The organism is Arthrobacter pullicola, assembly GCF_014836875.1.
GTDB lineage: Bacteria > Actinomycetota > Actinomycetes > Actinomycetales > Micrococcaceae > Arthrobacter_B > Arthrobacter_B pullicola.
Genome location: NZ_JACSQC010000001.1, coordinates 674,437 through 695,631, shown reverse-complemented (window position 1 = coordinate 695,631; position 21,195 = coordinate 674,437). Strand labels below are relative to the sequence as shown.

Sequence of the window (21,195 nt, the reverse complement as noted above, 5' to 3'; positions counted from 1 at the left end):
CCGGTGCGCGGCAACGGCAAGATCATGCAGGAACTCGAAGCGTTCTTCCGCGGTGCCGGCTGGAACGTGATCAAGGTGGTCTGGGGCCGGGAGTGGGACTCCCTGCTGGAGAAGGACAACGACGGCGCACTGGTGGACATCATGAACTCCACCCTCGACGGCGATTACCAGACGTACAAGGCCGAGTCCGGCGGGTTCGTGCGCGAGCACTTCTTCGGCAAGACCCCGCAGACCAAGGACATGGTCGCTGACCTCTCCGACCAGGACATCTGGAACCTCAAGCGCGGCGGGCATGATTACCGCAAGGTTTACGCCGCGTACAAGGCTGCCACCGAGTTCAAGGGCAAGCCCACGGTCATCCTGGCGCACACGGTCAAGGGCTACGGCCTGGGCACGCACTTCGAGGGCCGGAACGCGACCCACCAGATGAAGAAGCTGACCCTGGCGGACCTCAAGGCCTTCCGCGACCACCTGCGCATCCCGATCAGCGATGAGCAGCTCGAAGCCGACCCGTACGCCCCCCCGTACTTCCACCCCGGTGCTGATTCCCCCGAGATCAAATACCTGCTCGAGCGCCGCCGCGAGCTCGGCGGCAACGTTCCGGAGCGCCGCGAGAAGCACGCCCCGGTGAAACTGCCGGATGCTTCCGCATACGAGGTTGCGAACCGCGGTTCCGGCAAGCAGATGGCGGCCACCACCATGGCCTTCGTCCGGCTGCTCAAGGACCTCATGCGGGACAAGGAGTTCGGCAAGCGGATTGTGCCGATCATTCCGGATGAAGCCCGGACCTTCGGCATGGATTCGTTCTTCCCCACAGCGAAGATCTACAACCCCAAGGGACAGAATTACCTTTCCGTGGACCGGGACCTTGTCCTGGCCTACAAGGAGTCCCCGCAGGGCCAGATCGTGCACGTGGGCATCAACGAAGCCGGTTCCATCGCAGCGTTCACCGCTGCCGGCACCTCCTACGCCACCCACGGCGAACCGCTGATTCCGGTCTACGTGTTCTACTCGATGTTCGGCTTCCAGCGCACGGGCGACGCCATCTGGGCAGCTGCTGACCAGATGGCCCGCGGCTTCCTGATCTCCGCGACCGCCGGCCGCACCACCCTGACCGGTGAAGGCCTGCAGCATGCCGACGGCCACTCCCCGATCCTGGCCTCCACCAACCCCGCGGTGAAGACCTACGATCCGGCCTACGGCTACGAGATCGGGCACATCATGCGCCACGGCCTCGAAGAGATGTATGGCGAGGGGTCCGAGGACCGGAACCTGATCTACAACATCATGGTTTACAACGAGCCGATCCTGCAGCCCAAGGCTCCCGAGAACCTGGACGTGGAAGGTGTCATCAAGGGCATCTACCGCGTCTCGGCGTCGGACGTCCAGGGCCCCAAGGCTCAGCTGCTCGCCTCCGGTGTGGCCGTTCCCTGGGCGCTGGAAGCCCAGAAACTGCTCGCTGAGGACTGGGGAGTTTCGGCAGACGTCTGGTCAGTGACGTCCTGGAACGAACTGCGCCGCGACGGCCTCGCCGCCGAGGAAGAAGCCTTCCTGAACCCGGATGCCGAGCCGCGCGTGCCGTTCGTGACGCAGCAGCTCGCCGGTGCCGAAGGCCCGATCGTGGCATCGACCGACTACATGAAGGCCGTTCCGGACCAGATCCGGCAGTTCGTGCCGAACGAGTTCGCGACCCTGGGTGCCGATGACTTCGGTTTCGCCGACACCCGCGCCGCAGCCCGCCGGTTCTTCAAGATCGACAGCCACTCCATGGTGGTCCGTGCCCTGCAGATGCTCGCCGCCCGCGGCGACGTTGATGCCGAAGCACCCCGCCTGGCCATGAAGAAGTACGACCTGCTGAACGTCAACGCAGGCACCAGCGGCAACGCAGGCGGCGACGCCTAAGTTACCTGCACTAACGGCAAAGGGCCGGACACCGCGAGGTGTCCGGCCCTTTGCCGTAGGTGCGCTGCCAGTCTCCGTGAGCGGCAAATCTCAGCGGGCAGCCGCCAGATCCTCGGAAATGGTCTGCGCCGCAGCCTGCAGCAGCGGTACAGCCCGCTGCCCGAACGCGTCGTCCACACGGGAAATAGGGCCGGACACGGAGACAGCCGTGGGCGTAGGCGCACCGGGAACAGCCACGGCGAAGCAGCGGACGCCCAGCTCCTGTTCCTCTTCATCGATCGAGAAGCCGCGGCTTCGGATCGCGGCCAGATCCGCAAGGAGCTCCTCGATGGTGCCCAGGCTCGCAGAAGTAGCCGGAGGAAGCCCGGAGCGGGAGGCGATGCCCCGGACCTGATCATCGTGCAGCTGGGCCAGGATGGCCTTTCCGACGCCGGTGGCATGGCTGTGTGCCCGGCGCCCGACTTCCGTAAAAGTGCGCATGGAGTGCCTGGACGGGGCCTGGGCGATATAGAGGACCCGGTCGGAATCCAGGACCGCCATGTTTGCAGTCTCACCGAGTTCATCCACCAGCTGCTTTAGAACCGGCGTGGCCAGGGCTCCCAGCTGTTTGCTGGCTCCCTCGCCGAGCCGGATCAGCCGGGGCCCCAGGGCGTAGCGGCGGTTGGGCAGTTGCCGGGCGTAACCCAGTACCACCAGCGTGCGCAGCAGCCGGTGGATGGTGGGAAGGGGCAGCTCGGCACTTCCCGCCAGCTCACTGAGCGTTGCCGATCCCCCGGCGTCGGTAATGAGTTCCAGCAGTTCGAAAACCCGCTCGACGGATTGGACGCCGCCTCCAGCAGTTCGCTCGGCCATCAGTTGGCCCTCCCGCAGTAGTTCGACAGTGGCAGATGGAATGTCGCATCGCGGAAGCCAACTTCCGGTATCCCACACCGTAGCGCCACCCGGGAGCGATGGCCAGCCTTTTAAGTCTGAATCGGAGAATTGGAATAATCTCTTGCCATTCCACATCGCAAACAATAATATCCATAATACGGAATATGATGCGGTGGGGAGGGAAACGATATGAAGGTTGAGCATACCTGTATGTCCCTTTTTCCCGGTGCCGCCACGCACACCGGCGCAGTCCTGGACCCCATCGACAAACAGAAGGAACCCGCCGCATGAACCAGGCCGAGACAGGGACCGGGTTAACCCTCCAAGCCGGGGACTACACCCGGATTGCGGAGTTGCTGCGTTCCACGGATGATCTATTGTCCGCCGGGTACCCCGGCGACGATGGAACCCGCCAGCCGGTGCACACGGTGTACGTTCCGGCGGACACCTTTACGCCGGACCTGGGTGCCGAGTGGGGACGGCAGGCGCTGGCTGCGGCAGCCGCTCAAGGCGGGCTGGAGCAGCTGGCCGAACACCTTAACCTGGAGGACCCGGCGGCTCTTGCCGCCCTGGTGGCGGCGAAACTCTCCGCAGAACCGGTTGAAGACCTGCGGCTCGATTTTGAAGACGGCTACGGCGCCCGGCCGGATGCTGAAGAGGACGCACATGCCATCGCGGCGGGCTGGAACGTCGCCCGGGCTGTCGCTGCCGGAACCGCTCCTCCCTTCATCGGGATCCGGTTCAAATCACTCGAAGCAGCCACACGGGACCGCGGGCTGCGGACCCTGGACCTGTTCCTCTCCTCGCTGCTGAGCGGCCCCGCTGCCGGTTCCAGCCCGCAGGCTTCCAGGCCGCAAACTTCAGGGATGGACGCTTCAGGGCCGCAGCGCCCGGGCCTGCCGGGTCGGGGCCTGCCGGACGGATTGGTCCTGACCCTGCCGAAGGTCAGCACTGTGGCGCAGGTCGAAGCCATGGCCTATGCCTGCAGCCGGCTGGAGGAAGCCCACGGACTGCCCGGCGGACGCCTGCGCTTTGAGGTCCAGATGGAAACCCCGCAGCTGATCCTGGGCGCGGACGGCACCGTTCCGGTGGCTCAGCTGCTTCATGCCGGCAGCGGCCGGGTCAGCGCCCTGCACTACGGCACGTATGACTACAGTGCGTCCCTGGGCATCGCCGCAGCGCACCAGTCCATGGAGCACCCGGCGGCGGACTACGCCAAGGCAGTGATGCTGGTGGCCGTGGCGGGCACCGGCGTGCGCCTTTCCGACGGCTCCACAAATATCCTCCCCATCGGTGAACCGGAAAACGTAAACCGGGCCTGGGCGCTGCACGCCCGGCTGGTTGCCCGGTCCCTGGCGGCCGGCTACTACCAGGGCTGGGACCTCCACCCTGCACAGCTGCCCACCCGGTTCCTGGCCACCTACGACTTTTACCGCAGCGGATTCGGCGCTGCCGCCCTGCGCCTCAGGAACTACGTGCACAAACTTGAGAGCACCATCCTCGACGAACCCGCAACCGCCCGGGCCCTGGCCCGGTTCATCCACCGTGGGCTCACCTGTGGAGCTCTCACTGCCAGCGAAGTCGCGGATGCCGCCGGAGTCTCTCCTGACGAGCTGGCACGGCTTGCCCACCCCCAGGCCCCCAACAGAAGCGGATGCAATCAGTGAACCCCAGGTACTACTCTCCCGAAGCCGGGCTGCCGCCCCAGACCGCCCTGCTGTCCGACCGCGCGGTGGTCACCGAGGCCTACACGGTGATCCCCCGCGGTGTGCTGCGGGACATCGTCACGAGCGTCCTTCCCGACTGGAACGGCACCCGCGCCTGGATCCTGAACCGGCCGGTCGCAGGAGGAGCCACAACGTTCGCGCAGTACCTGATGGAGGTCGCTCCCGGCGGCGGATCCCGGAATCCGGAACCGCAGTCCACGGTGGAGTCCTTCGTGTTTGTGCTCGACGGCGGCCCGCTGGCAGTGACGATCGACGGCGAGCGGCACGAACTCTCTCCCGGCGGCTTCGCGTACCTGCCGCCGGCCATTGTCTGGGAAACTGCCAACGAGGGCACCGAGCCCGCCCGCTTCCAGTGGATCCGCAAGGCCTACGAACCGTTGGCCGGGCACCTGCCAAAGGTCGTCGTCGGGAACGAAAGTGAAATTGAGCCCGCTGGCATGGTTGGCACAGACAACAAATGGCGCACCACCCGGATGCTGCCCGTGGATGACCTGGCCTATGACATGCACATCAATGTGGTCACGTTCGAGCCGGGAGCCTCCATTCCTTTCGCCGAAACGCATGTGATGGAGCACGGCCTGTATGTCCTTGAGGGCAAGGCGGTCTACCGCCTGAACGCGGACTGGGTGGAGGTCCAGGAGGGGGACTACATGTCACTGCGTGCCTTCTGCCCGCAGGCCTGCTATGCCGGGGGTCCGTCCAACTTCAGATACCTGCTGTACAAGGACGTCAACCGCCAGATCCTGCTGTGAGCAGCCGGCCTTCGGGCAGCCCGCAGCCTGACGTTCCGGGCGTGCCTGGTTGTCCTGGTGTCCCGGGCGTCCCTGCAGTTCCGGCGGGATCCGGCTGGAGCGTAAACTGCTCGATTCTGCTCACTGATCTGCCCCTGCTGGAGCGGCCAGCTGCAGCGGCCGCCGCTGGTTTTGGGGCGGTGGAGTTCTGGTGGCCGTTCGATTCGGCGGTTCCGGATGACCTGGCCGTGGGTGCGTTCCTGCGTGCCGTCTCGGATGCCGGGGTACAGCTGACCGGGTTGAATTTTTATGCCGGGAACATGGCTGCCGGCGAGCGCGGCGTGGTGTCTTCGCCGTCGCGCATCAAGGAGTTCCGTGCCAGCCTGGACACGGCCGTCGGAATTGCGCGCCTGACCGGCTGTACCGGATTCAACGCGCTGTACGGTATCCGCGAGACGGGGATCTCCGAGGCCGAACAGGATGCCACAGCGGCAGAGAACCTGATGGTAGCCGCCGACGCCGTGGCCCACCTGGGCGGAACGGTGCTGGTTGAACCGCTCAGCGGGGTACCGGGCTATCCGCTGCGGACGGCTGCGGACTGCTTTGCCGTCATTGACCGGGTACGCAGCGGCGGGATGCCGAACATCGCCCTGCTTGCTGACTTCTACCATCTGGCGGTCAACGGTGAGGATGTCCCAGCGCTGATCGCAGGGCATGCCGGCGGTTTTGGCCACATCCAGATTGCCGATGCCCCTGGCCGCGGCTCGCCCGGAACCGGCGGCCTGCCGATTGCCCGCTGGATTCTGGCTGCCCGGGCGGCGGGCTATACCGGACCCATCAGCCTCGAATACCAAAGTCCCAGTGCGGAGGCCTTTAACTGGCTGCAGCTGCCTGCCTCCGACTGGGCCGACTTGAAGGAGCACATCGCATGACTGATTCCGATTTCGACCTGGTTCTGCGTGGGAACCGGGTTTACGCCGGTGCCGGAACGGGAGCTTGGGAAGTGGGGGTCCGCGGCGGCACTGTTGCCGCCGTCGTGCCCCTGGGCACCGGCCTGACCGGGGATCGGGTGGTTGAACTAGCCGCTGACGAGGCCCTGATTCCGGGGCTGGTGGACTCCCATGTGCATGTCAACGAGCCGGGCCGCACTGAGTGGGAGGGTTTTGCTTCAGCCACCCGTGCAGCGGCGGCCGGAGGGGTCACGACGATTATCGACATGCCCCTGAACTCGATCCCTCCGACAGTGTCCGTGGAGGCCCTCGAGGTCAAGCAGGAAGCTGCCGCGGGCCAGGCCTTTGTGGACGTCGGTTTCTGGGGTGGAGCGGTTCCCGGCAACACCGGAAACCTTCGCCCTCTCCACGATGCCGGAGTATTTGGTTTCAAGTGCTTCCTGCTGCATTCGGGAGTGGATGAATTTCCTCAGCTGGAGCCGGAGGAGATGGAAAAGGACCTGGCTGAGCTGGCGTCCTTCGATTCGCTGCTGATCGTCCATGCCGAGGATTCCCAGGTGATCGCCGATGCGCCGGAGCCGACGGGTCCGGAATATGCCGGCTTCCTGGCGTCGCGGCCGCGTTCAGCGGAGAACAAGGCGATTGCCCAGGTTATTGATGCTGCCCGGCGGACCCGGGGGCGGGCGCACATCCTGCACCTCTCCTCGGCCGACGCACTGCCGCTGATCTCCGCTGCCAAACAGGAAGGAATCCGGCTGACGGTGGAGACCTGCCCGCACTACCTGACGCTGCTGGCCGAGGAAATCCCTGACGGAGCGACGGCGTTCAAGTGCTGCCCGCCCATCCGAGAGGCGTCCAACCGCGAACTGCTGTGGCAGGGGCTGCAGGACGGGACAATCGACTTCATCGTTTCGGACCACTCCCCCAGCACCCTGGACCTGAAGGACCTGGAGCACGGTGACTTCGGGGTCGCCTGGGGCGGGGTCTCCTCGCTGCAGCTGGGGCTGTCCCTGATCTGGACCGAGGCCCGCCGCCGGGGAATTCCCCTGGAAACAGTGCTGGAGTGGATGTCCCGCCGGCCTGCCGAACTGGCCGGACTGGCGCAAAAGGGCCGGCTGGAGATGGGTGCGGATGCCGACTTCTCCGTGTTCGCTCCGGAGGAAACGTTTGTGGTCGAAACAGCCAAGCTGCACCACAAGAACCCGATCACTCCGTACGCGGGGAAGGAGCTGACCGGCGCTGTCCGGCGGACCTTCCTGCGGGGTGCTGAGGTGGCTGGGGTTGAGCCGACCGGCAGGCTGCTGCGGCGCGGCTGAGTGGCGGGGTCCGGAATGCCGGTCCAGGGGGAGCAGCGATTGGACCGGCATGAAGGCAGAGTCTAGCGTGAGTCCTATGCCCACCTCCAAGGACCCAGAGAAGTCCAGCAGCAACAACCTGCTCGTCCTGGGAAAAATCTCATCGATTTTGGATGCTTTCTCCCTTTCCAGGCCTGTGCTCTCGCTGGCGGACATCCGGGAACATACGGGAATGCCGACCTCCACGGTCCAGCGCCTGGTTGCCAACCTGGTGTCCCAGGGCTTCCTGGACCGGGACGCCGACGCCTACCGGATCGGGATGCGGATGGCTTACTGGGCTGCCCCAGCCACTCGGGGCATGGAAGTCATCGATGTCCTTAGCCCACTGCTAAAGACACTCCGGGACACGACCGGCGAAACCTCCTGCTTCTTTAAAGCAGAGCAGCACTATCGGGTTTGCGTGGCCATGGCGGAAACCCGCCACACGCTTCGACGTGAGATGCATCTGGGCAAGATCCTCCCGCTCCATGCAGGATCGGCCGGACGCGTGCTGCTGGCCTGGGACCGGGAACTCATGGACTCCGTTCTGCGCAACCCCCTGGAGCCCATCACGGAATCCACAATCACCAGCACCGAGCACCTGATCGCGGCCGTTAAGACGACGCGGACGGACGGCTACGCCATAACGGTGGGCGAGCGCGAAGACGGCGCGTCAGGGCTTTCCGCCCCTGTTTTCGATTCTGCAGCAGGGCTTGTGGGCGCAGTGACTCTGAGTGGCCCTACCCTGCGGATGCCCCAGGAGACGTGCGAAAAGTGGGTGGAACCGCTTCTCACCACCGCTGAGCACATGACCCGCCTGATCGGCGGACGCTTTCCCGGAGAAGCGTAAGCAGCCCTGCAAACCGCCCGGCCTGGCTTAGCTCGCCTGCAGCGGCCCATCGGGTGCCATGGCGGTGGTTGCCTTGCTGCCGGCCCGGATTACCCATTCGAAGGCGGCGGCGTTGGAGTGGGCTCCCTGCGCTGCCCTGGAGCGGTTAGGTTCGCTAAGTTCTTCCAGCAGTTTCCCGGACAGGGCGACCAGCCCGCCGAAGACCTCGGGGGTAAGCCAGTTGGGCCGGGTGGCGAAAAGGATGTCTTCACTGGAGGTATTGCCGCTGGCACCGGGGGCGAACGGGCACCCGCCGAGGCCGCCGAGTGCGCCGTCGACCATGGCGGCACCGGCCTGGATTGCTGCCAGGGTGTTGGCGACCCCCAGTCCCCAGGTGTCGTGGCCGTGGTACACGATCCGCCGTACCGGAGACTCGTCCCGGACCCGGGTGACCAAAGCGGCAACCTGCGCGGGAACCGCCTGCCCCAGGGTGTCGCAGAGAACTATGTCCGAGGTCCCGTCTGCCCGCGGGTCGTTAGCGATGGAAAGAACCCGCTCCTGCGGCACCGCTGCTTCGAAAGGGCAGGTGAAGGATGTGGCAATGCAGAGCTGGATCTTCCCGTTGACGGCCTCCGCGTATTTAACCGCCTCGGGCAGCGCCGCGAGGCTTTCCTCGGTGGTCCGGCCGATGTTCGCTTTATTGTGCGAATCCGAGGCTGACAGGCAGTACTGGAAGTTCCGCGCTCCTGCCGCCGATGCCTTGGCAACGTGTCCCGGAGTAGCCACCCAGATCCAGCACTTTTCCAGCTCCTCAGGGGTGAGTGCCCGCACCACTTCAAGCGTGTTGGCCATGGTGGGAACCAGGTCCGCACGTGCCATCGACCCTAGTTCGATGGAGTGGATGCCCAGGCGCAGCAGCTCCCGGACGGTTTCCACTTTGCGCTCGGTCGAGAGCATCTTGCCGGTCAACTGCAGTCCGTCCCGGAGGGTTACGTCCCTCAGAATGGTATTGCCCAGCGTAGTGGTCAGGCTGTTTTTGCTGGGGTTCATGGCTGCACTGCCTCCTCGCGGCCGGCAGCCGCATCTATCTGGGCGGCATCCATGCCAAGCAGTCCGCCAAGGATTTCCCGGGTGTTTTCTCCGAGGTCCGGGCCAAGGTTCCGGATGGGCAGGGACTTGTCCCCGATGACCGGGACGATGCCCGGAAAACCCACCCCGGGAAGGACCTCTTCACCCGTGGACACGTCGAATCTCTGGATCATGTTGCGAGCCGCGTATTGGCTGTCCGCGCTGATATCCGCGGCCGTGTAGATCGGTCCGGCCGGAACTCCTGCCGCGTCCAGAGCGGCCAGGGCATCGGCGGCATCCAGCTGCCCGCACCACTCGCCAATGGCCTGGTCCAGTTCTTCCCGGCAGGCCCAGCGCCCGGCATTCGTCTGCAGCTCAGGGGCTGCGCCGAGATCCGGGCGGCCGATGGTCTGCATGTAGCGCTGATAGATGGAGTCACCGTTCCCGGCCACCACAATGCTGGCGCCGTCTTTGCACAGGTAGGCGTTGGAGGGCGCAATCCCTTCCATCCGGCCGCCCACGCGCTCCCGGTCCACGCCGTAGGCCTGGTAGTCGGGAATGAGCGATTCCATCATGGAGAACATGGCCTCATTCAGCGCGACGTCGATGATGCGCTCGGCGAGGGGCGCAGCGCCCGCCGAGTCCCGGCGTCGTACTTCACGCTGGTACAGGCTCATCACTGAGCCGAAGGCGGCGTAGAGGCCCGCGATCGAGTCTCCGATGGAGACGCCTACCCGCACCGGTGCGCGGTCCGGGTCGCCCACCAGATTGCGGAAGCCACCGAAGGCCTCGGCGACGGCGGCGAAACCGGGCCGCACTGACAGCGGCCCGGTCTGTCCGAAGGCAGAAATGCGCGTCACAACCAGGTCCGGGTTTGCTTCGTTGAGAACCTCCGGCCCGAGACCCCATTTTTCCAGCGTGCCCGGGCGGAAGTTTTCCAGGAGTATGTCGGACGTTGCGGCGAGCGCCAGCACCGCCTGCCTGCCTGCTTCTGTTCGAAGATCAAGGACCACGGACTTCTTGTTGCGGTTCAGGGTGCGGTAGAGCATGGAGGTGCTGCCCTTGTGCAGGCGCCAGTTGCGCAGCTCATCGCCGGTGCCTGGCCGTTCCACCTTGATGACTTCCGCGCCGAAATCAGCGAGCAGCCTTCCCGCCGTGGGGGCGGCGATGTAGTTGCCGAGTTCAAGGACCCGGACGCCGGCCAGCGGGGCGATGGGTGTGTTCGTCATGATTTCCTTCAGTAGTGCGGTGCTGCGTAAGCGATGCGTGCCTTGACGTGAAAGTGTGACGTGGGCCATGCCGCAAAACTCAGATTATGGGATCAGACCCACAATGTAAAGATTGCGAAGCAGCCTGGCTGACGTTTCCGTTCCGCAGCGGAATGGGTGTGTTTTGCCCGGGGTTTCCACGGGCCCCGTTTCCTCCGGGTTCCCCGCCAGGCGTCATCTATGGGAATCCGGGAGAGGCCGGCACCCGGAGACGCCGCCGGGGAGTCCGCCCCCCCCTAAATCACCGCCGCGTGCGCAGCAGCCGGCGCCGCGGCCCAGCGGCGTCGTCGTCCTCGATGACGCTGTCTTCGTCTATGTCATCCCGCAGGGAAATCCTGCGGACACCGGGCAGCTCGCTGAGCTGGGTCAGCAGCTCGCGCAGCGGCGGTTTGCCGCGGAAGCGCATCTCTACGGCCACCTGTGCGGCTTCGTCATCATCGGCGCCGATCTGCCGCGTATCCAAGATGGAGGAATCGAATCCCATCCCGGTCGCGGTGGCGAGGATGTCCCGGAGCACTCCCCTGCCGTCCTGGTACCGGATCCGGACGGTCCGCTTGCCGTCCGGCGTGGGCAGCAGACGGGTGAGCGGCGCCAGAATACCCACGGCAACGAAGTGCAGCAGTGTGGCCACAACCGCCAGCGGCACCATCCCGGCCCCGCAGGCCATCCCTATGGCGGCCGACATCCACACCGTCGCCGCCGTGGTCAGACCGCGGACGACGTCGCGGTTCACAAAGATCACGCCGGCGCCCAGGAAGCCGATTCCGGAGACGATCTGGGCCGCGATCCGGGAGGGATCAAGGGTCACGTCGTCGCCCAGTACGGTGGAGAAACCGAAGGCGGAAACCAGGGTGAAGATGGCCGACCCGGTACCAACGAGCGCGTGGGTGCGCAGACCAGCACTCTTTTGCCGAATCTGCCGTTCCAGTCCGATCAGGCAGGACAGCCCGAAGGCACAGGAGGCGAGCACTACTTCGGTGAGGAATGTATCCGTGAAGAATTCCATGTCGCTTCCAATCCCGGTCAGGATGCAGGCTGATTCCATGAGCTGAGCAGAGCGGGCAGCTCGCGGACCGAAGGCAGGACGGCGGTGGCAGCGCCGCCGTCTGCTGCGTCGGGACCGCTGATGCCGGTCAGCACCAGCACCGTCCGGATGCCGGCTGCCCGGCCCAGTGCGATGTCGGTTTCCACCCGGTCGCCGATCAGCAGGACATCACCGGCGCCGAGCCCCAAACGCTCCAGCGCCGCATCGGCCATGATCCGGGAGGGCTTTCCAATCACGGTGTCGACCCGCCTTCCGGAAGTTGCCTCCAGCGCAGCGGTAATTCCACCGCAGTCCGGAATCAGGCCGCCGTTCTCGACCGGACAGGTCGTATCAGGATTCGTGGCCGCGAAGACTGCACCGCGGCGAAGCGCTTGGAAGGCGGTGTTCCACTTCTCGTAGCTGAAGGTCCGGTCAAAGGCTGCCAGCACGACGCCGGCGTCCCCGGACGCCGTGACCCGGACGCCGGCTTTCTCCAGCTCCCGGATCAGCGATTCCTCCCCGACCACGAAGACCGGCGTGCCCGGATGGGTGCGCAGCAGCCACTGGGCGGCCACACCCCCGCTGGTCAGCACCTCCGATGCGTCCACGGGAATCCCCATCCCGGTAAGGCGGCGGGCGTAATCAGCGGCCGTGGCCGTGGGGTTGTTCGAGGCGAAGACGCACCGGATCCCGGCCCCCCGGAGGGATTCCACGGTTTCGCGCGCCCCGGGGATGGGTTCCCCGCCGCGGTAGATGGTTCCGTCCAGGTCAAAAATCACCCCGCGGACCGGACCGGAGCCGCCGCCTTCGGCCCCCGGTTCCGCCGGAACCTGGAAGTCAACTGCGGCGGCTCCGTTGCTCACCGGATGCCCGCCCGCATAAAGCTCTGCACGAACTGCCGCTGGAAGATCAGGAACGCGATCAGCAGCGGCGCCACAACCAGGATGGTGGCGGCGGAAAGGAGGGTCCAGTCAATGCCGGATTCCGTCCCGTTGTAGACCATCAGGCCGACGGTCAGCGGCCGGGCCTCAACACTGTTGGTGATGATGAGCGGCCACAGGAAGTTGTTCCAGTGCGTGCTGACGGACACCAGGCCCCAGGCAACCAGGGTGGGCTTGGCCAGCGGAACGTAGACCTTCCAGAGCCTGCCCCAGCGGGAGCAGCCTTCAATCTCCGCGGCCTCGTCCAGCTCGATCGGGATGCCCTTGAACGTCTGCCGCAGCAGGAAGATGCCGAAGCCGCTGGCAATATAGGGGAGCCCGATGCCGGTAATGCTGTCCACCAGGCCCAGCTGGGCCATTGTGGAGTAGTTTTCCGAGATGAGGATGTCCGGGGTGATCATCAGCTGCACCAGCACCAGTGCGAAGGCGACGTTCTTGCCCCGGAACTCGAAGCGGGCAAAAGCGTAGGCAGCCAGCACCCCGAGCAGGATCTGCCCGGCCAGGATGCCGCAGACCAGCAGGATGGTGTTGAGGTAGTAGCGGTCGAATGGTGCACCGTTCCAGACCGTCGCGAAGTTCTCAAAGGTCAGGGGTGCGGTGAGGTCAAAGCTCGTGGCACTGTCCCGGGTGTGGACCGAGGCCCAGAGCGCGTACAGCAGCGGCAGCAGCCAGAGGGCCCCCAGCAGCCAGGCGCCGCCGGTTTCCAGCGTGCGGCTCATCGAGAAGGGACGACGGCGGCGGGCCGCCGGCGGGGCGGCGGCAGGCCCGGCGGCTGGAGCCGCAGATCCGGCTGCCGGGAGGGTGTGCCCGGCCGCGGGGGCGGTGGAATGGCTCACTGGTAATGCACCCGCTTTCCGAGGAAGGTGAACTGCAGGACGGCAAAGGCACCGAGAATCAGCACCAGCGCCACAGTCAGGGCCCCTGCGTACGGCATGTCGAAGAAGCTGAAGGCCGTGTCGTAGATGTAGTAGAGCAGGAGGTTGGAGGAGTTGTTCGGTCCGCCGCCGGTCATGATGAACAGGTGGTCGATGATCTTGAAGGCATCGGTGACCGCGACGACGAACACGAACAGCGTGGTCGGCATCAGCAGCGGGAACGTGACCCGGCGGAAGTGGTACCAGCGCGAGGCACCCTCAAGGCTTGACGCCTCTTCCAGCTCCGGCGCCATGTTCTGCAGCCCGGCCAGGTAGAAGATCATGAAGAACCCGGCCTGCTTCCAGATCATCATCACGATCAGAGCCCACATCACGGTGTCCGGGTTGCCCAGCCAGTTCTCCGCCGGAAGTCCGAAGAATTCGGCCAGCTTGGTGACCGGACCGAGCCCGGGTGAGTAGAAGAACAGCCAGATGCTGGCCACCGCCACCATCGGCAGGATGGTGGGCGTGAAGTAGGCCAGCCGGACAAATCCCTTGCCCTTGAGCTTGCCGTTCACCCAGACCGCCATGAGGATGGCGAGCGCCATACTGGTGGGCACCACGCCCAGGGCGAAAAGCAGGTTGTTCTTGACCACCTGCCAGAACACGTCGTCGGCAATCAGCCGCTCGTAGTTAGCGAGGCTGATGTCTCCGCGCCGGTCTTCGAAACTGCGCAGGACGGCCCGGATGATCGGATAGTGGGTGAATGCCACGAGCACAATGAATGCCGGTGCCAGCATTGCCCAGGCAAAGGCCTGGTCCCCCAGCGGCTTACGGGCCCGGGGCCGACGGCGGGGGGCGCCGTCGGCCTCTTTCGCGGCCTCTTCCAGGACCTGGGTCATTGGTTAGTCCCGGTAGGTTTCCAGTACGCCGTCAATCTGCTTCTGCAGCCCGCGCATTCCGGCTTCCGGTTCCTGCTGTCCGGTCAGCACGGAGGCGATGGCGTCATTGACCATCTGCACGACCCGGCCGTTCTCATGGGTGGAGAGCTCGATCACTGCGTTGTCCAGCTGTTCGCGGGCTACCTCGGCCTGCGGGAACTCGGCGGTGTACTCCTTCATCTCCGGGGTCTCCCAGGCTTCGGCTCCGGTGGCGACGTACCCGGTTTCGATGCTCCACTTGGAAGTGCGCTCGGGCTGGGTCAGGCAGTCCGCGATCGTGAGGGCGGCTTCACGCTGGGCATCATCAGCCTGTTCGAAGACGTACAGGTTGCCGCCGCCGGTGGGCGAGCCCGGCTGTGCGTGTGCCGGGAGCTGGCTGACGCCGAACTCGAAGCCGGCGTTGGTGCGCACGTTGGTGAGGTTACCCGTCGTCGTCCACATCATGGCGGTGCGTCCCTGCAGGAAGTCCTCCGGGGTGGACGCCCATTCGGTGGTTCCCGATGGCATCAGCCCTTCGTCCGCGAGCTGCTTCCAGTACTCCATTGCCTCGATGGCGGCGGGGTCGTCGAAGCGGGTCTGGGTGCCGGAACCATCCGTGATTTCGGTGCCCGCCTGCACCGCCAGCGCCTGGAACATCCAGTAACCGAACTGGGTGGAGGGGATTTCGATGCCGTACTCCGCTGCGCCGGAGTCCTTGATGGCCTTGGCCGCGGCGGAGAGTTCCTCCCAGGTGGCCGGCGGGGCCTCCGGGTCCAGGCCAGCCTGCGCGAAGAGGTCCTTGTTGTGGTACTGGACAATCGTCGAGCGCTGGAACGGGATGCTCCAGAGGGTGCCCTCAGAATCCTTGCCGCTCGTGAGGAAGGGTTCATAGAACCGGTCTTCGGCCCAGCCGAGGTCATCCGAGATGTCGTTGAGCGGAACGATGAGGTTCTGGTCCTGCAGGGTGAAGAGCTCCGTTGTGAGCAGCACCGCCAGGTCCGGACCGTCTCCGGAACGGGCGGCCGTCTGTGCCTTGGTCATGGTGTCGGCGTAGCTGCCGGCATAAACGGCTTCCACAGCGATGCCGGGGTTGGCGTCTTCGCATTCACCGATGAGGCCGTCCACGACTGCGGTCAGCGGACCGCCAACGGCAACCGGGTAGTACATGGTGATGGCAACGTCGCCGTCGGCATTGGTGCTGCCGCTGCCGCCGCCGCAGGCGGTGAGCATCAGCGAGCCGGCTGCCAGCACGGACAGTGCTTTGGCCGCGGAGGTGAAGGCGCGGCGGGTGGGACGGGGCATCTCAGGGTGGGTGGACATAATCGGGCCTCTCTGCTCGATTAGACGAAAAGGATGGGTGTGGCCGGCGGACCGCCGGCGGCCGAAGGGCTCAGGCGGAGGCAGGCTGCGGGACTGCCACTATCCGCTGGCGTGATTCGGCGTCGAAGAACCGCAGGCTCTCCGGATCGGTTTTCAGCAGCACCTGTTCGCCCTCGCCGGCACGGACAATGCCGGGCAGCCTGGCGATCAGTGAATGCCCTCCGGCCAGGTCCACAGTGAGCAGGGTTTCCGCGCCCAGCATTTCCGTGGCCTTGACCGTCCCGGGGATTGTCGCGTCCCCGGACTCGTGCGTGATGGCCAGGTTTTCCGGACGGATGCCAAGCAGCAGGTCCCGTCCCGGGCCTGCCTGCAGGGCAGTCTGCCAGGGGGCGCCGCCGCCGGGTAGAAGGATCTGCCCTCCGGTACCCCGTGTCACCGGCAGCAGGTTCATGGGCGGAGAACCGATGAAGGCGGCGACGTCGGCATCGACGGGATTCACGTACAGCTCTTCCGGCGAGGCGGCCTGGGCAACATGACCGTCCCGCATGGTCACCACGTGGTCTGCCATGGTCATGGCCTCCACCTGGTCGTGCGTCACATAGAGCACGGTCAGTCCGAGCTCCTTTTGCAGGCTGCGGAGTTCGATCCGCATCTGCTGGCGCAGCTTGGCATCCAGGTTGGAGAGCGGCTCGTCCATGAGGACAACCTTGGCGTCACTGACCAGGGCGCGGGCCAGCGCTGCACGCTGGCGCTGGCCGCCGGACAGCTGGCTGGGCCGGCGGTCCAGGTACGGCACCAGGCCGACCTTCTCCGCAGCCTCTGTGGCCCGCTTTTCCCGTTCTGCCTTGGGTACCTTGCGCACCCGGAGGCCAAAGACAATGTTCTCCAGCACCGAGAGGTGCGGGTACAGCGCGTAGTTCTGGAAGACCATGGCGATGTGCCGTTTGGCAGCCGGAACGTCGTTGACCCTGCGGCCATCGATCAGCACCTCGCCTGCGGTTGCCTGCTCAAGGCCGGCGATGATGCGAAGCGAAGTCGACTTTCCACATCCGGACGGTCCGAGCAGGACCACGAACTGACCGGACGGTGCAACGATGTCCACCCCGTGCAATACGCGGGTGGTGCCGCCTTTTCCGTCCGTGAATGTCTTCTCCACGCCGCGGAGCTCAACATCGGACATTTATCCCCCACTCCGTCGTAGACAGGATCTAGCTCACATTTGGTAGTTGGGGAAAGCTAACTAAATCGTTTAAGGTTTGTCAACAGTTAGTTCTAGACTGAGACGGCCGGGAGGTTCCAGCCGGCGGACGGCCCTGCATTTGAAGGGGCCGCGCAGACACTGCAGGCAGCGAGGGGAATCGCATGAAAGGCCGTCCAAGCATCCGTGACGTCGCCCGGGAGGCCGGCGTCTCGGCAACCCTGGCGAGCTTCGCGCTCAATGACCGTGCGGGAGTCTCCGCAGCGACCCGGAAACGGATCCTCGAGGCGGCGGACCGCCTGGGATACCGGGCCGATCCCTTCGCCCGCGCGCTGCGCACGGGAACCGCCAACGCCTACGGCCTGATGATCCGGAACATGGCGAACCCCTTCTTTCTCGATGTCCTGCGGGGGGCGCAGGACGCCGCAACCGAGCAGGGCGCCACCATCCTGGCGGTGGACTCGGAATACTCTCCGGAGCGCGAACGCGAACACGTCGATCTGCTGCTCGGACAGCGGGTGCGGGGCCTGGCCATTGCTCCCGTGGGGCCGGGCGAAGCCGTAAGCCAGTGGCTCAGCGGCGCACCGGGCCGTGCCACCGTGGTGATCAATGCCGTCCGGCCCCCGGATCTGCCGGTCACCTGCGTTTCCCCGGACAACAGGGCGGCCGTCCGCCTGGCCGTCGACCACCTCGCTGAACTGGGACACCGCAGGATCAGTTTCCTGACCGCGCCCACGGGGCTGATGGCGGACAATGACCGGCTGGTGGCGTTTGAGCAGTCCTGCGCGGATCTGGGCATCGAACCGGACCCGATCCATACCCGGCTCAGCCTTGAGCACGTTTATTCCGCGGTGTCCGGGCGGCTGTCCAAGGCCTCCAGGCCCACTGCTGTGGTAACCAATTCCGACTTCACCGCCCATGCCGTTTACCGGGCCGCCCGGGACGCGGGGATTGCAGTCGGGGAGGAACTGTCCGTCGTCGGGCACGATGACCTGCCGACCTCCGAGCTGCTGGCCCCCGGACTGACCACCATCCGGCTCGACCGGCTGGCCATTGGCCGCGCCATTTTTGCCCGGCTCGCGGACACGGATCTGGTGACCGACCATGTGGAACCGGTGGAACTCATCCGCCGGAGCTCCACCGGACCCGCACCCCAATAGCTCAGCGGCGGCCGACCCGGGGATCCGGCAGCAGCAGTTCCACGTTCCGGTCCGCAGGCTCTCCGTGCGCGTTGAAGCCGCCCACCCCCATGGGATCGTTCGCCGCCAGTTCCCGGTGCCACGCAGCCAGATCCTGGGTGCCGGCTGTACCGTCCGGCCGGACCGGGGCCTCGTGGTCCAGCGCCGTAGAGAGAATCGACAGCGTGCCGTCATTGTTGTCCACAATCTCCAGCAGACGGACCTGGCAGGGCCAGTCCATGACCGAAGAGGTGCTGATCTCCCAGAACCCTCCGCTGCGGGAGGCCAGCGGGCGGATGGAGTTGCGGTGGATGTGCCCGCTCACCCAGGCGATCACGTTTGGGAACCGATGCAGCAAGGCAGCCACCTCCTCGCCAAGCGCCCGCTCTCCGGCGTCCGCGGTGCCTGCCGGAACGGCGCGGTCATTCGTCATGCTGGTGCGGGGGTGGTGGGACGTAACAATGACCAGCCGCTCGTCGCCCCCGCCCGCTGCCTCCCGCCCGTCGGCGTCGGTGAAGCGCACGTGCACCTCGGCAAGGCTCTTCTCCAGCCAGGCCAGCTGGCGGCGGTCGATGCTGCCCTCAAAGATGCCGGCGGGGTTAGTGGTGTCAAGGACGATCACGCGGATTCCCGGCAGTCCGTCGTAGGCGTAGTAGGCCGTTCCGTCCAGCAGGTTCCGCTCCGCCAGACCGTGCCCGGAGGGGCGGGCCGAGGGCTGGAAATGCGCCTCGATGAACTCTTCGCGGGTGACCGGCCTGCGTTCCTCGTCCGGGGTGACCTGGTGCGAGGGGCCGGACAGGGTCTGCAGCGGGTGTTCCGTGAAGTCCGCCACCGGGCCCGGGGGAAGGGCATGCACTTTGCGGTGCCCGGTCATCACGGCACCGAGCTGGGGAGTCAGCGGTGCCCGCCCCTGCACCAGGCCGTCGTGGTTGCCGTAGCAGGTGAGCCAGGGGACATTCAGGCCGGGCGCCGTGAACGGTTCCAGCCCCGCCTTCAGCAGGCCGGGCACGTGCGGAAAGCCGTGCGCGCGGCCCCACAGGTTCTCCGGGTCCTCCGGTGCCCAGGCCCAGGGGAACCGGCCGTCCTGGACTCCTTCAAAGTCAGGTCCGCCCGAGTCCATGCAGACCTCGCCGCCGTCAAGCAGGCGGAGGAAGGACTGCACCTCGTTCCACTGCATGTTGTCCACATTGTCACCGGTGGTGATCGCCAGCTGGAGCGGGGCGCCGGTGTCCGGGCTCTTCGCCACCTTGTTGAGCGCACGGACCAGCGCGTCCGTGGCGTGCGCGGCCAGCAGCTCCTGCGGGCGCATCATAGGCAGCAGCAGCGCTGTGTCCGGGCGGCGTCCCAGCTGGTGCATGGCTTCCAGCCGGGCCGGGGACTGAACGTCGGTGAGCTGGATGTCAGTGAGGTGGGCCAGGTAGGCAATGCTCCGGCGCTGGCCATGGCGGGATGCTGCGTGGGCCGGTATATCCGCAACCAGCTCGGCCCGGGTCTGATGCGCTTCTCCCGGTCCGGCTTCGAGGACGTAGTACGGCTGTTCAGAGCCCTGGCGTACGGCTTCGCCCCTGCGGATCGTTTGTTGCACGGTCGTGGGGGCAGCGGGCTCATGCACGATTCTGGTCTCCTTCTGGTCCGGCCGCCCGGCATCCTCGCCGGCGCAGCTCACGGGTGACGGCAAACCGCCACAAGCTGAGCCGAGCGTACCTAAAACGATTAAGGCAGGCAACGACAACACCGGACGGTGGTCTTGACCGCGTAACTAAAACGATTCAGACTTTGGTGGATCAAGGGCTTTTACAAGGGCGGGGGTGTGCAGTGCCGCATCACCGAGCAAAGGAGCACCAATGAGGAACATCAGGAAACCAGCCACGGGTTTTTCAGCTGCCGTGTGTCTAACCGCCGCTCTCGCCTTGGGAGCCGCGGTTCCCGCCTTCGGGGCGGAGAAGGCCGGGCCTCCCGGCAAGCAGGACCGGCCTGCCATCGTCGGCCACCGCGGAAGCGCCGGTCTCTCCCCGGAAAACACCGTTGCGGGATTCGAACAGGCCCGGAACCATGGAGCGGATCTGTTCGAGGTGGACGTGCAGCTGAGCAGCGACGGAGAGATCTTCCTCTTCCACGACGCCACCGGCACCCGCACCAGCAACGTGGCGGAGGTCTTCCCCGAACGCGCCGGTGATCCGATTACGTCCTTCTCCGCGGCGGAACTCAGCCAGCTTGATGCCGGTGCCTACTTCGGCGGCAGTTTTGCGGGTGAGCCGATTCCGGATCTCCGGGATGCCGCGCTGGTGACCAACCCGCGGACCGGAATCAACATCGAACTCAAGTCCCCGGAGAACTCGCCGGGCGTCGAGGCGAAGCTGGCTGAGGCGCTGGGTGAAAAGCGGTACTGGCAGCGGCTGATCGCCCGGGACCAGATAGTTGTCAGTTCCTTCGATGAGGCCTCACTACGGACCTTCCATGACCTGATGCCTCAGATCCCCGTCCTGCTGATCGGTGCTGTTCCCGACGACGCCGGGCTGGCTGCCCTGGCCGGGTGGGCCGACGGATTGGTCACCAACTACCGCACGCTGGACCCGGCCGACGTCGCCCGGGTGCAGGCAGCGGGCCTGACACTTGATGTCTACACCGTGAACAGTGTGGATGCCATGCAGCAGATGACGGCGCTGGGAGTCGATTCGATCATCACGGACTTCCCCGGCGTACTTTCCGCCCTCCAGACCGGCCGGAATCCGCTGCCCGATGCCAACGGCGTCGAGGTTTCCACGGTGGTCGCCGATCCCCCGGGCAACGACGTCCAGCCGCAGAACGGTGAGTACGTACTGCTGACCAATACCGGGTCCGTTCCGGTGGACGTGAGCGGCTATGTGCTTCAGGACGCCGTCATTAACCGCCTCACGGTCGGCAGCGGCTATGTACTGAACCCGGGCGGCGAGCTGCGGGTGTATACCGGCCCGGGCACCAACACAGCGGAGCGGTATTACAACAACCGCACGACTGCCGTCCTGAACAACACCGGCGACAGCCTGGCCATCTTCACGCCCGGCGGGACTTTCGTGGATCTCTACGCCTACTGAGGCC

Annotated in this window: 18 protein-coding genes; 8 read left to right on the top strand and 10 right to left on the bottom strand. The window is 65.7% G+C overall.

What is annotated here, in order from left to right; all coding sequences use genetic code 11:
* A partial coding sequence (gene aceE / locus H9638_RS03370; RefSeq protein WP_191745752.1) for a pyruvate dehydrogenase (acetyl-transferring), homodimeric type occupies positions 1-1,902 on the top strand: 1,902 nt, incomplete at its 5' end.
* 90 nt (positions 1,903-1,992) lie between these two features.
* Here the strand turns inward: aceE and H9638_RS03365 are convergent.
* A complete protein-coding gene (locus tag H9638_RS03365; protein WP_191745751.1) occupies positions 1,993-2,754 on the bottom strand; it encodes an IclR family transcriptional regulator in 762 nt (253 codons plus the stop codon).
* Between the two features lie 308 nt (positions 2,755-3,062).
* On the opposite strand from H9638_RS03365, the gene H9638_RS03360 reads away from it, so the two are divergent.
* The 5 genes from H9638_RS03360 to H9638_RS03340 all read left to right on the top strand — a co-directional run bounded on the left by H9638_RS03360 (position 3,063) and on the right by H9638_RS03340 (position 8,367).
* Positions 3,063-4,442 (top strand): DUF6986 family protein, encoded by a 1,380-nt coding sequence (locus H9638_RS03360; RefSeq protein ID WP_191745750.1) that lies wholly within the window; start codon positions 3,063-3,065, stop codon positions 4,440-4,442.
* On the top strand, positions 4,430-5,254 hold the full coding sequence (locus H9638_RS03355; RefSeq protein WP_191745749.1) for a bifunctional allantoicase/(S)-ureidoglycine aminohydrolase: 825 nt from the start codon (positions 4,430-4,432) through the stop codon (positions 5,252-5,254). Before H9638_RS03360 ends, H9638_RS03355 begins: the two co-directional genes overlap by 13 nt.
* 41 nt (positions 5,255-5,295) lie before the next feature.
* Positions 5,296-6,165 (top strand): hydroxypyruvate isomerase family protein, encoded by an 870-nt coding sequence (locus H9638_RS03350; RefSeq protein WP_191745748.1) that lies wholly within the window; start codon positions 5,296-5,298, stop codon positions 6,163-6,165.
* Positions 6,162-7,499 carry an allantoinase AllB gene (gene allB, locus H9638_RS03345; protein WP_191745747.1) on the top strand — a complete coding sequence of 446 codons (1,338 nt, stop codon included), beginning with the start codon at positions 6,162-6,164 and terminating at the stop codon, positions 7,497-7,499. The genes H9638_RS03350 and allB overlap by 4 nt, the downstream gene beginning before the upstream one ends.
* Positions 7,500-7,575: 76 nt before the next feature.
* Positions 7,576-8,367: an IclR family transcriptional regulator gene (locus H9638_RS03340; RefSeq protein ID WP_191745746.1), complete on the top strand. Its 792-nt coding sequence runs from the start codon at positions 7,576-7,578 to the stop codon at positions 8,365-8,367.
* 27 nt (positions 8,368-8,394) lie between these two features.
* Here H9638_RS03340 and H9638_RS03335 read toward each other — a convergent pair whose 3' ends face one another.
* The 8 genes from H9638_RS03335 to H9638_RS03300 all read right to left on the bottom strand — a co-directional run bounded on the left by H9638_RS03335 (position 8,395) and on the right by H9638_RS03300 (position 16,921).
* The gene (locus tag H9638_RS03335) at positions 8,395-9,396 is read right to left on the bottom strand and encodes a beta/alpha barrel domain-containing protein (protein WP_191745745.1); all 1,002 of its coding nucleotides are present in this window, start codon (positions 9,394-9,396) and stop codon (positions 8,395-8,397) included.
* Positions 9,393-10,643 (bottom strand): CaiB/BaiF CoA transferase family protein, encoded by a 1,251-nt coding sequence (locus H9638_RS03330; RefSeq protein ID WP_191745744.1) that lies wholly within the window; start codon positions 10,641-10,643, stop codon positions 9,393-9,395. Before H9638_RS03330 ends, H9638_RS03335 begins: the two co-directional genes overlap by 4 nt.
* A 280-nt stretch (positions 10,644-10,923) precedes the next feature.
* The gene (locus H9638_RS03325; RefSeq protein ID WP_225216891.1) at positions 10,924-11,727 is read right to left on the bottom strand and encodes an MgtC/SapB family protein; all 804 of its coding nucleotides are present in this window, start codon (positions 11,725-11,727) and stop codon (positions 10,924-10,926) included.
* Entirely contained in the window at positions 11,706-12,569 is an 864-nt protein-coding gene (locus H9638_RS03320; protein ID WP_191745743.1) for an HAD-IIA family hydrolase, read from the bottom strand. Before H9638_RS03320 ends, H9638_RS03325 begins: the two co-directional genes overlap by 22 nt.
* Positions 12,566-13,483 (bottom strand): carbohydrate ABC transporter permease, encoded by a 918-nt coding sequence (locus tag H9638_RS03315; protein ID WP_318241764.1) that lies wholly within the window; start codon positions 13,481-13,483, stop codon positions 12,566-12,568. Before H9638_RS03315 ends, H9638_RS03320 begins: the two co-directional genes overlap by 4 nt.
* On the bottom strand, positions 13,480-14,403 hold the full coding sequence (locus H9638_RS03310) for a carbohydrate ABC transporter permease (protein WP_191745742.1): 924 nt from the start codon (positions 14,401-14,403) through the stop codon (positions 13,480-13,482). The genes H9638_RS03315 and H9638_RS03310 overlap by 4 nt, the downstream gene beginning before the upstream one ends.
* A 3-nt stretch (positions 14,404-14,406) precedes the next feature.
* On the bottom strand, positions 14,407-15,741 hold the full coding sequence (locus H9638_RS03305) for an ABC transporter substrate-binding protein (protein WP_225216890.1): 1,335 nt from the start codon (positions 15,739-15,741) through the stop codon (positions 14,407-14,409).
* Between the two features lie 70 nt (positions 15,742-15,811).
* On the bottom strand, positions 15,812-16,921 hold the full coding sequence (locus H9638_RS03300) for an ABC transporter ATP-binding protein (RefSeq protein ID WP_191745741.1): 1,110 nt from the start codon (positions 16,919-16,921) through the stop codon (positions 15,812-15,814).
* A 182-nt stretch (positions 16,922-17,103) separates the two neighbouring features.
* Between H9638_RS03300 and H9638_RS03295 the strand changes: the two genes are divergently transcribed.
* On the top strand, positions 17,104-18,099 hold the full coding sequence (locus tag H9638_RS03295; protein ID WP_191745740.1) for a LacI family DNA-binding transcriptional regulator: 996 nt from the start codon (positions 17,104-17,106) through the stop codon (positions 18,097-18,099).
* A gap of 1 nt (position 18,100) precedes the next feature.
* Here H9638_RS03295 and H9638_RS03290 read toward each other — a convergent pair whose 3' ends face one another.
* On the bottom strand, positions 18,101-19,729 hold the full coding sequence (locus H9638_RS03290) for a TIGR03767 family metallophosphoesterase (RefSeq protein ID WP_191745739.1): 1,629 nt from the start codon (positions 19,727-19,729) through the stop codon (positions 18,101-18,103).
* Positions 19,730-19,961: 232 nt separating this feature from the next.
* Between H9638_RS03290 and H9638_RS03285 the strand changes: the two genes are divergently transcribed.
* Complete coding sequence (locus H9638_RS03285) at positions 19,962-21,191, top strand: glycerophosphodiester phosphodiesterase family protein (RefSeq protein WP_191745738.1); 1,230 nt, start codon at positions 19,962-19,964, stop codon at positions 21,189-21,191.
* The last annotated feature ends 4 nt before the right edge of the window (positions 21,192-21,195 follow it).

Coding starts and splice junctions, on each gene's coding strand:
- H9638_RS03340 (WP_191745746.1), top strand. CDS start 7,576: ATGCCCACCTCCAAGGACCCAGAGAAGTCCAGCAGCAACAACCTGCTC.
- H9638_RS03300 (WP_191745741.1), bottom strand. CDS start 16,921: ATGTCCGATGTTGAGCTCCGCGGCGTGGAGAAGACATTCACGGACGGA.
- H9638_RS03335 (WP_191745745.1), bottom strand. CDS start 9,396: ATGAACCCCAGCAAAAACAGCCTGACCACTACGCTGGGCAATACCATT.
- H9638_RS03355 (WP_191745749.1), top strand. CDS start 4,430: ATGCAATCAGTGAACCCCAGGTACTACTCTCCCGAAGCCGGGCTGCCG.
- H9638_RS03330 (WP_191745744.1), bottom strand. CDS start 10,643: ATGACGAACACACCCATCGCCCCGCTGGCCGGCGTCCGGGTCCTTGAA.
- H9638_RS03295 (WP_191745740.1), top strand. CDS start 17,104: ATGAAAGGCCGTCCAAGCATCCGTGACGTCGCCCGGGAGGCCGGCGTC.
- H9638_RS03285 (WP_191745738.1), top strand. CDS start 19,962: ATGAGGAACATCAGGAAACCAGCCACGGGTTTTTCAGCTGCCGTGTGT.
- H9638_RS03360 (WP_191745750.1), top strand. CDS start 3,063: ATGAACCAGGCCGAGACAGGGACCGGGTTAACCCTCCAAGCCGGGGAC.
- H9638_RS03325 (WP_225216891.1), bottom strand. CDS start 11,727: ATGGAATCAGCCTGCATCCTGACCGGGATTGGAAGCGACATGGAATTC.
- H9638_RS03365 (WP_191745751.1), bottom strand. CDS start 2,754: ATGGCCGAGCGAACTGCTGGAGGCGGCGTCCAATCCGTCGAGCGGGTT.
- H9638_RS03305 (WP_225216890.1), bottom strand. CDS start 15,741: ATGTCCACCCACCCTGAGATGCCCCGTCCCACCCGCCGCGCCTTCACC.
- allB (WP_191745747.1), top strand. CDS start 6,162: ATGACTGATTCCGATTTCGACCTGGTTCTGCGTGGGAACCGGGTTTAC.
- H9638_RS03310 (WP_191745742.1), bottom strand. CDS start 14,403: ATGACCCAGGTCCTGGAAGAGGCCGCGAAAGAGGCCGACGGCGCCCCC.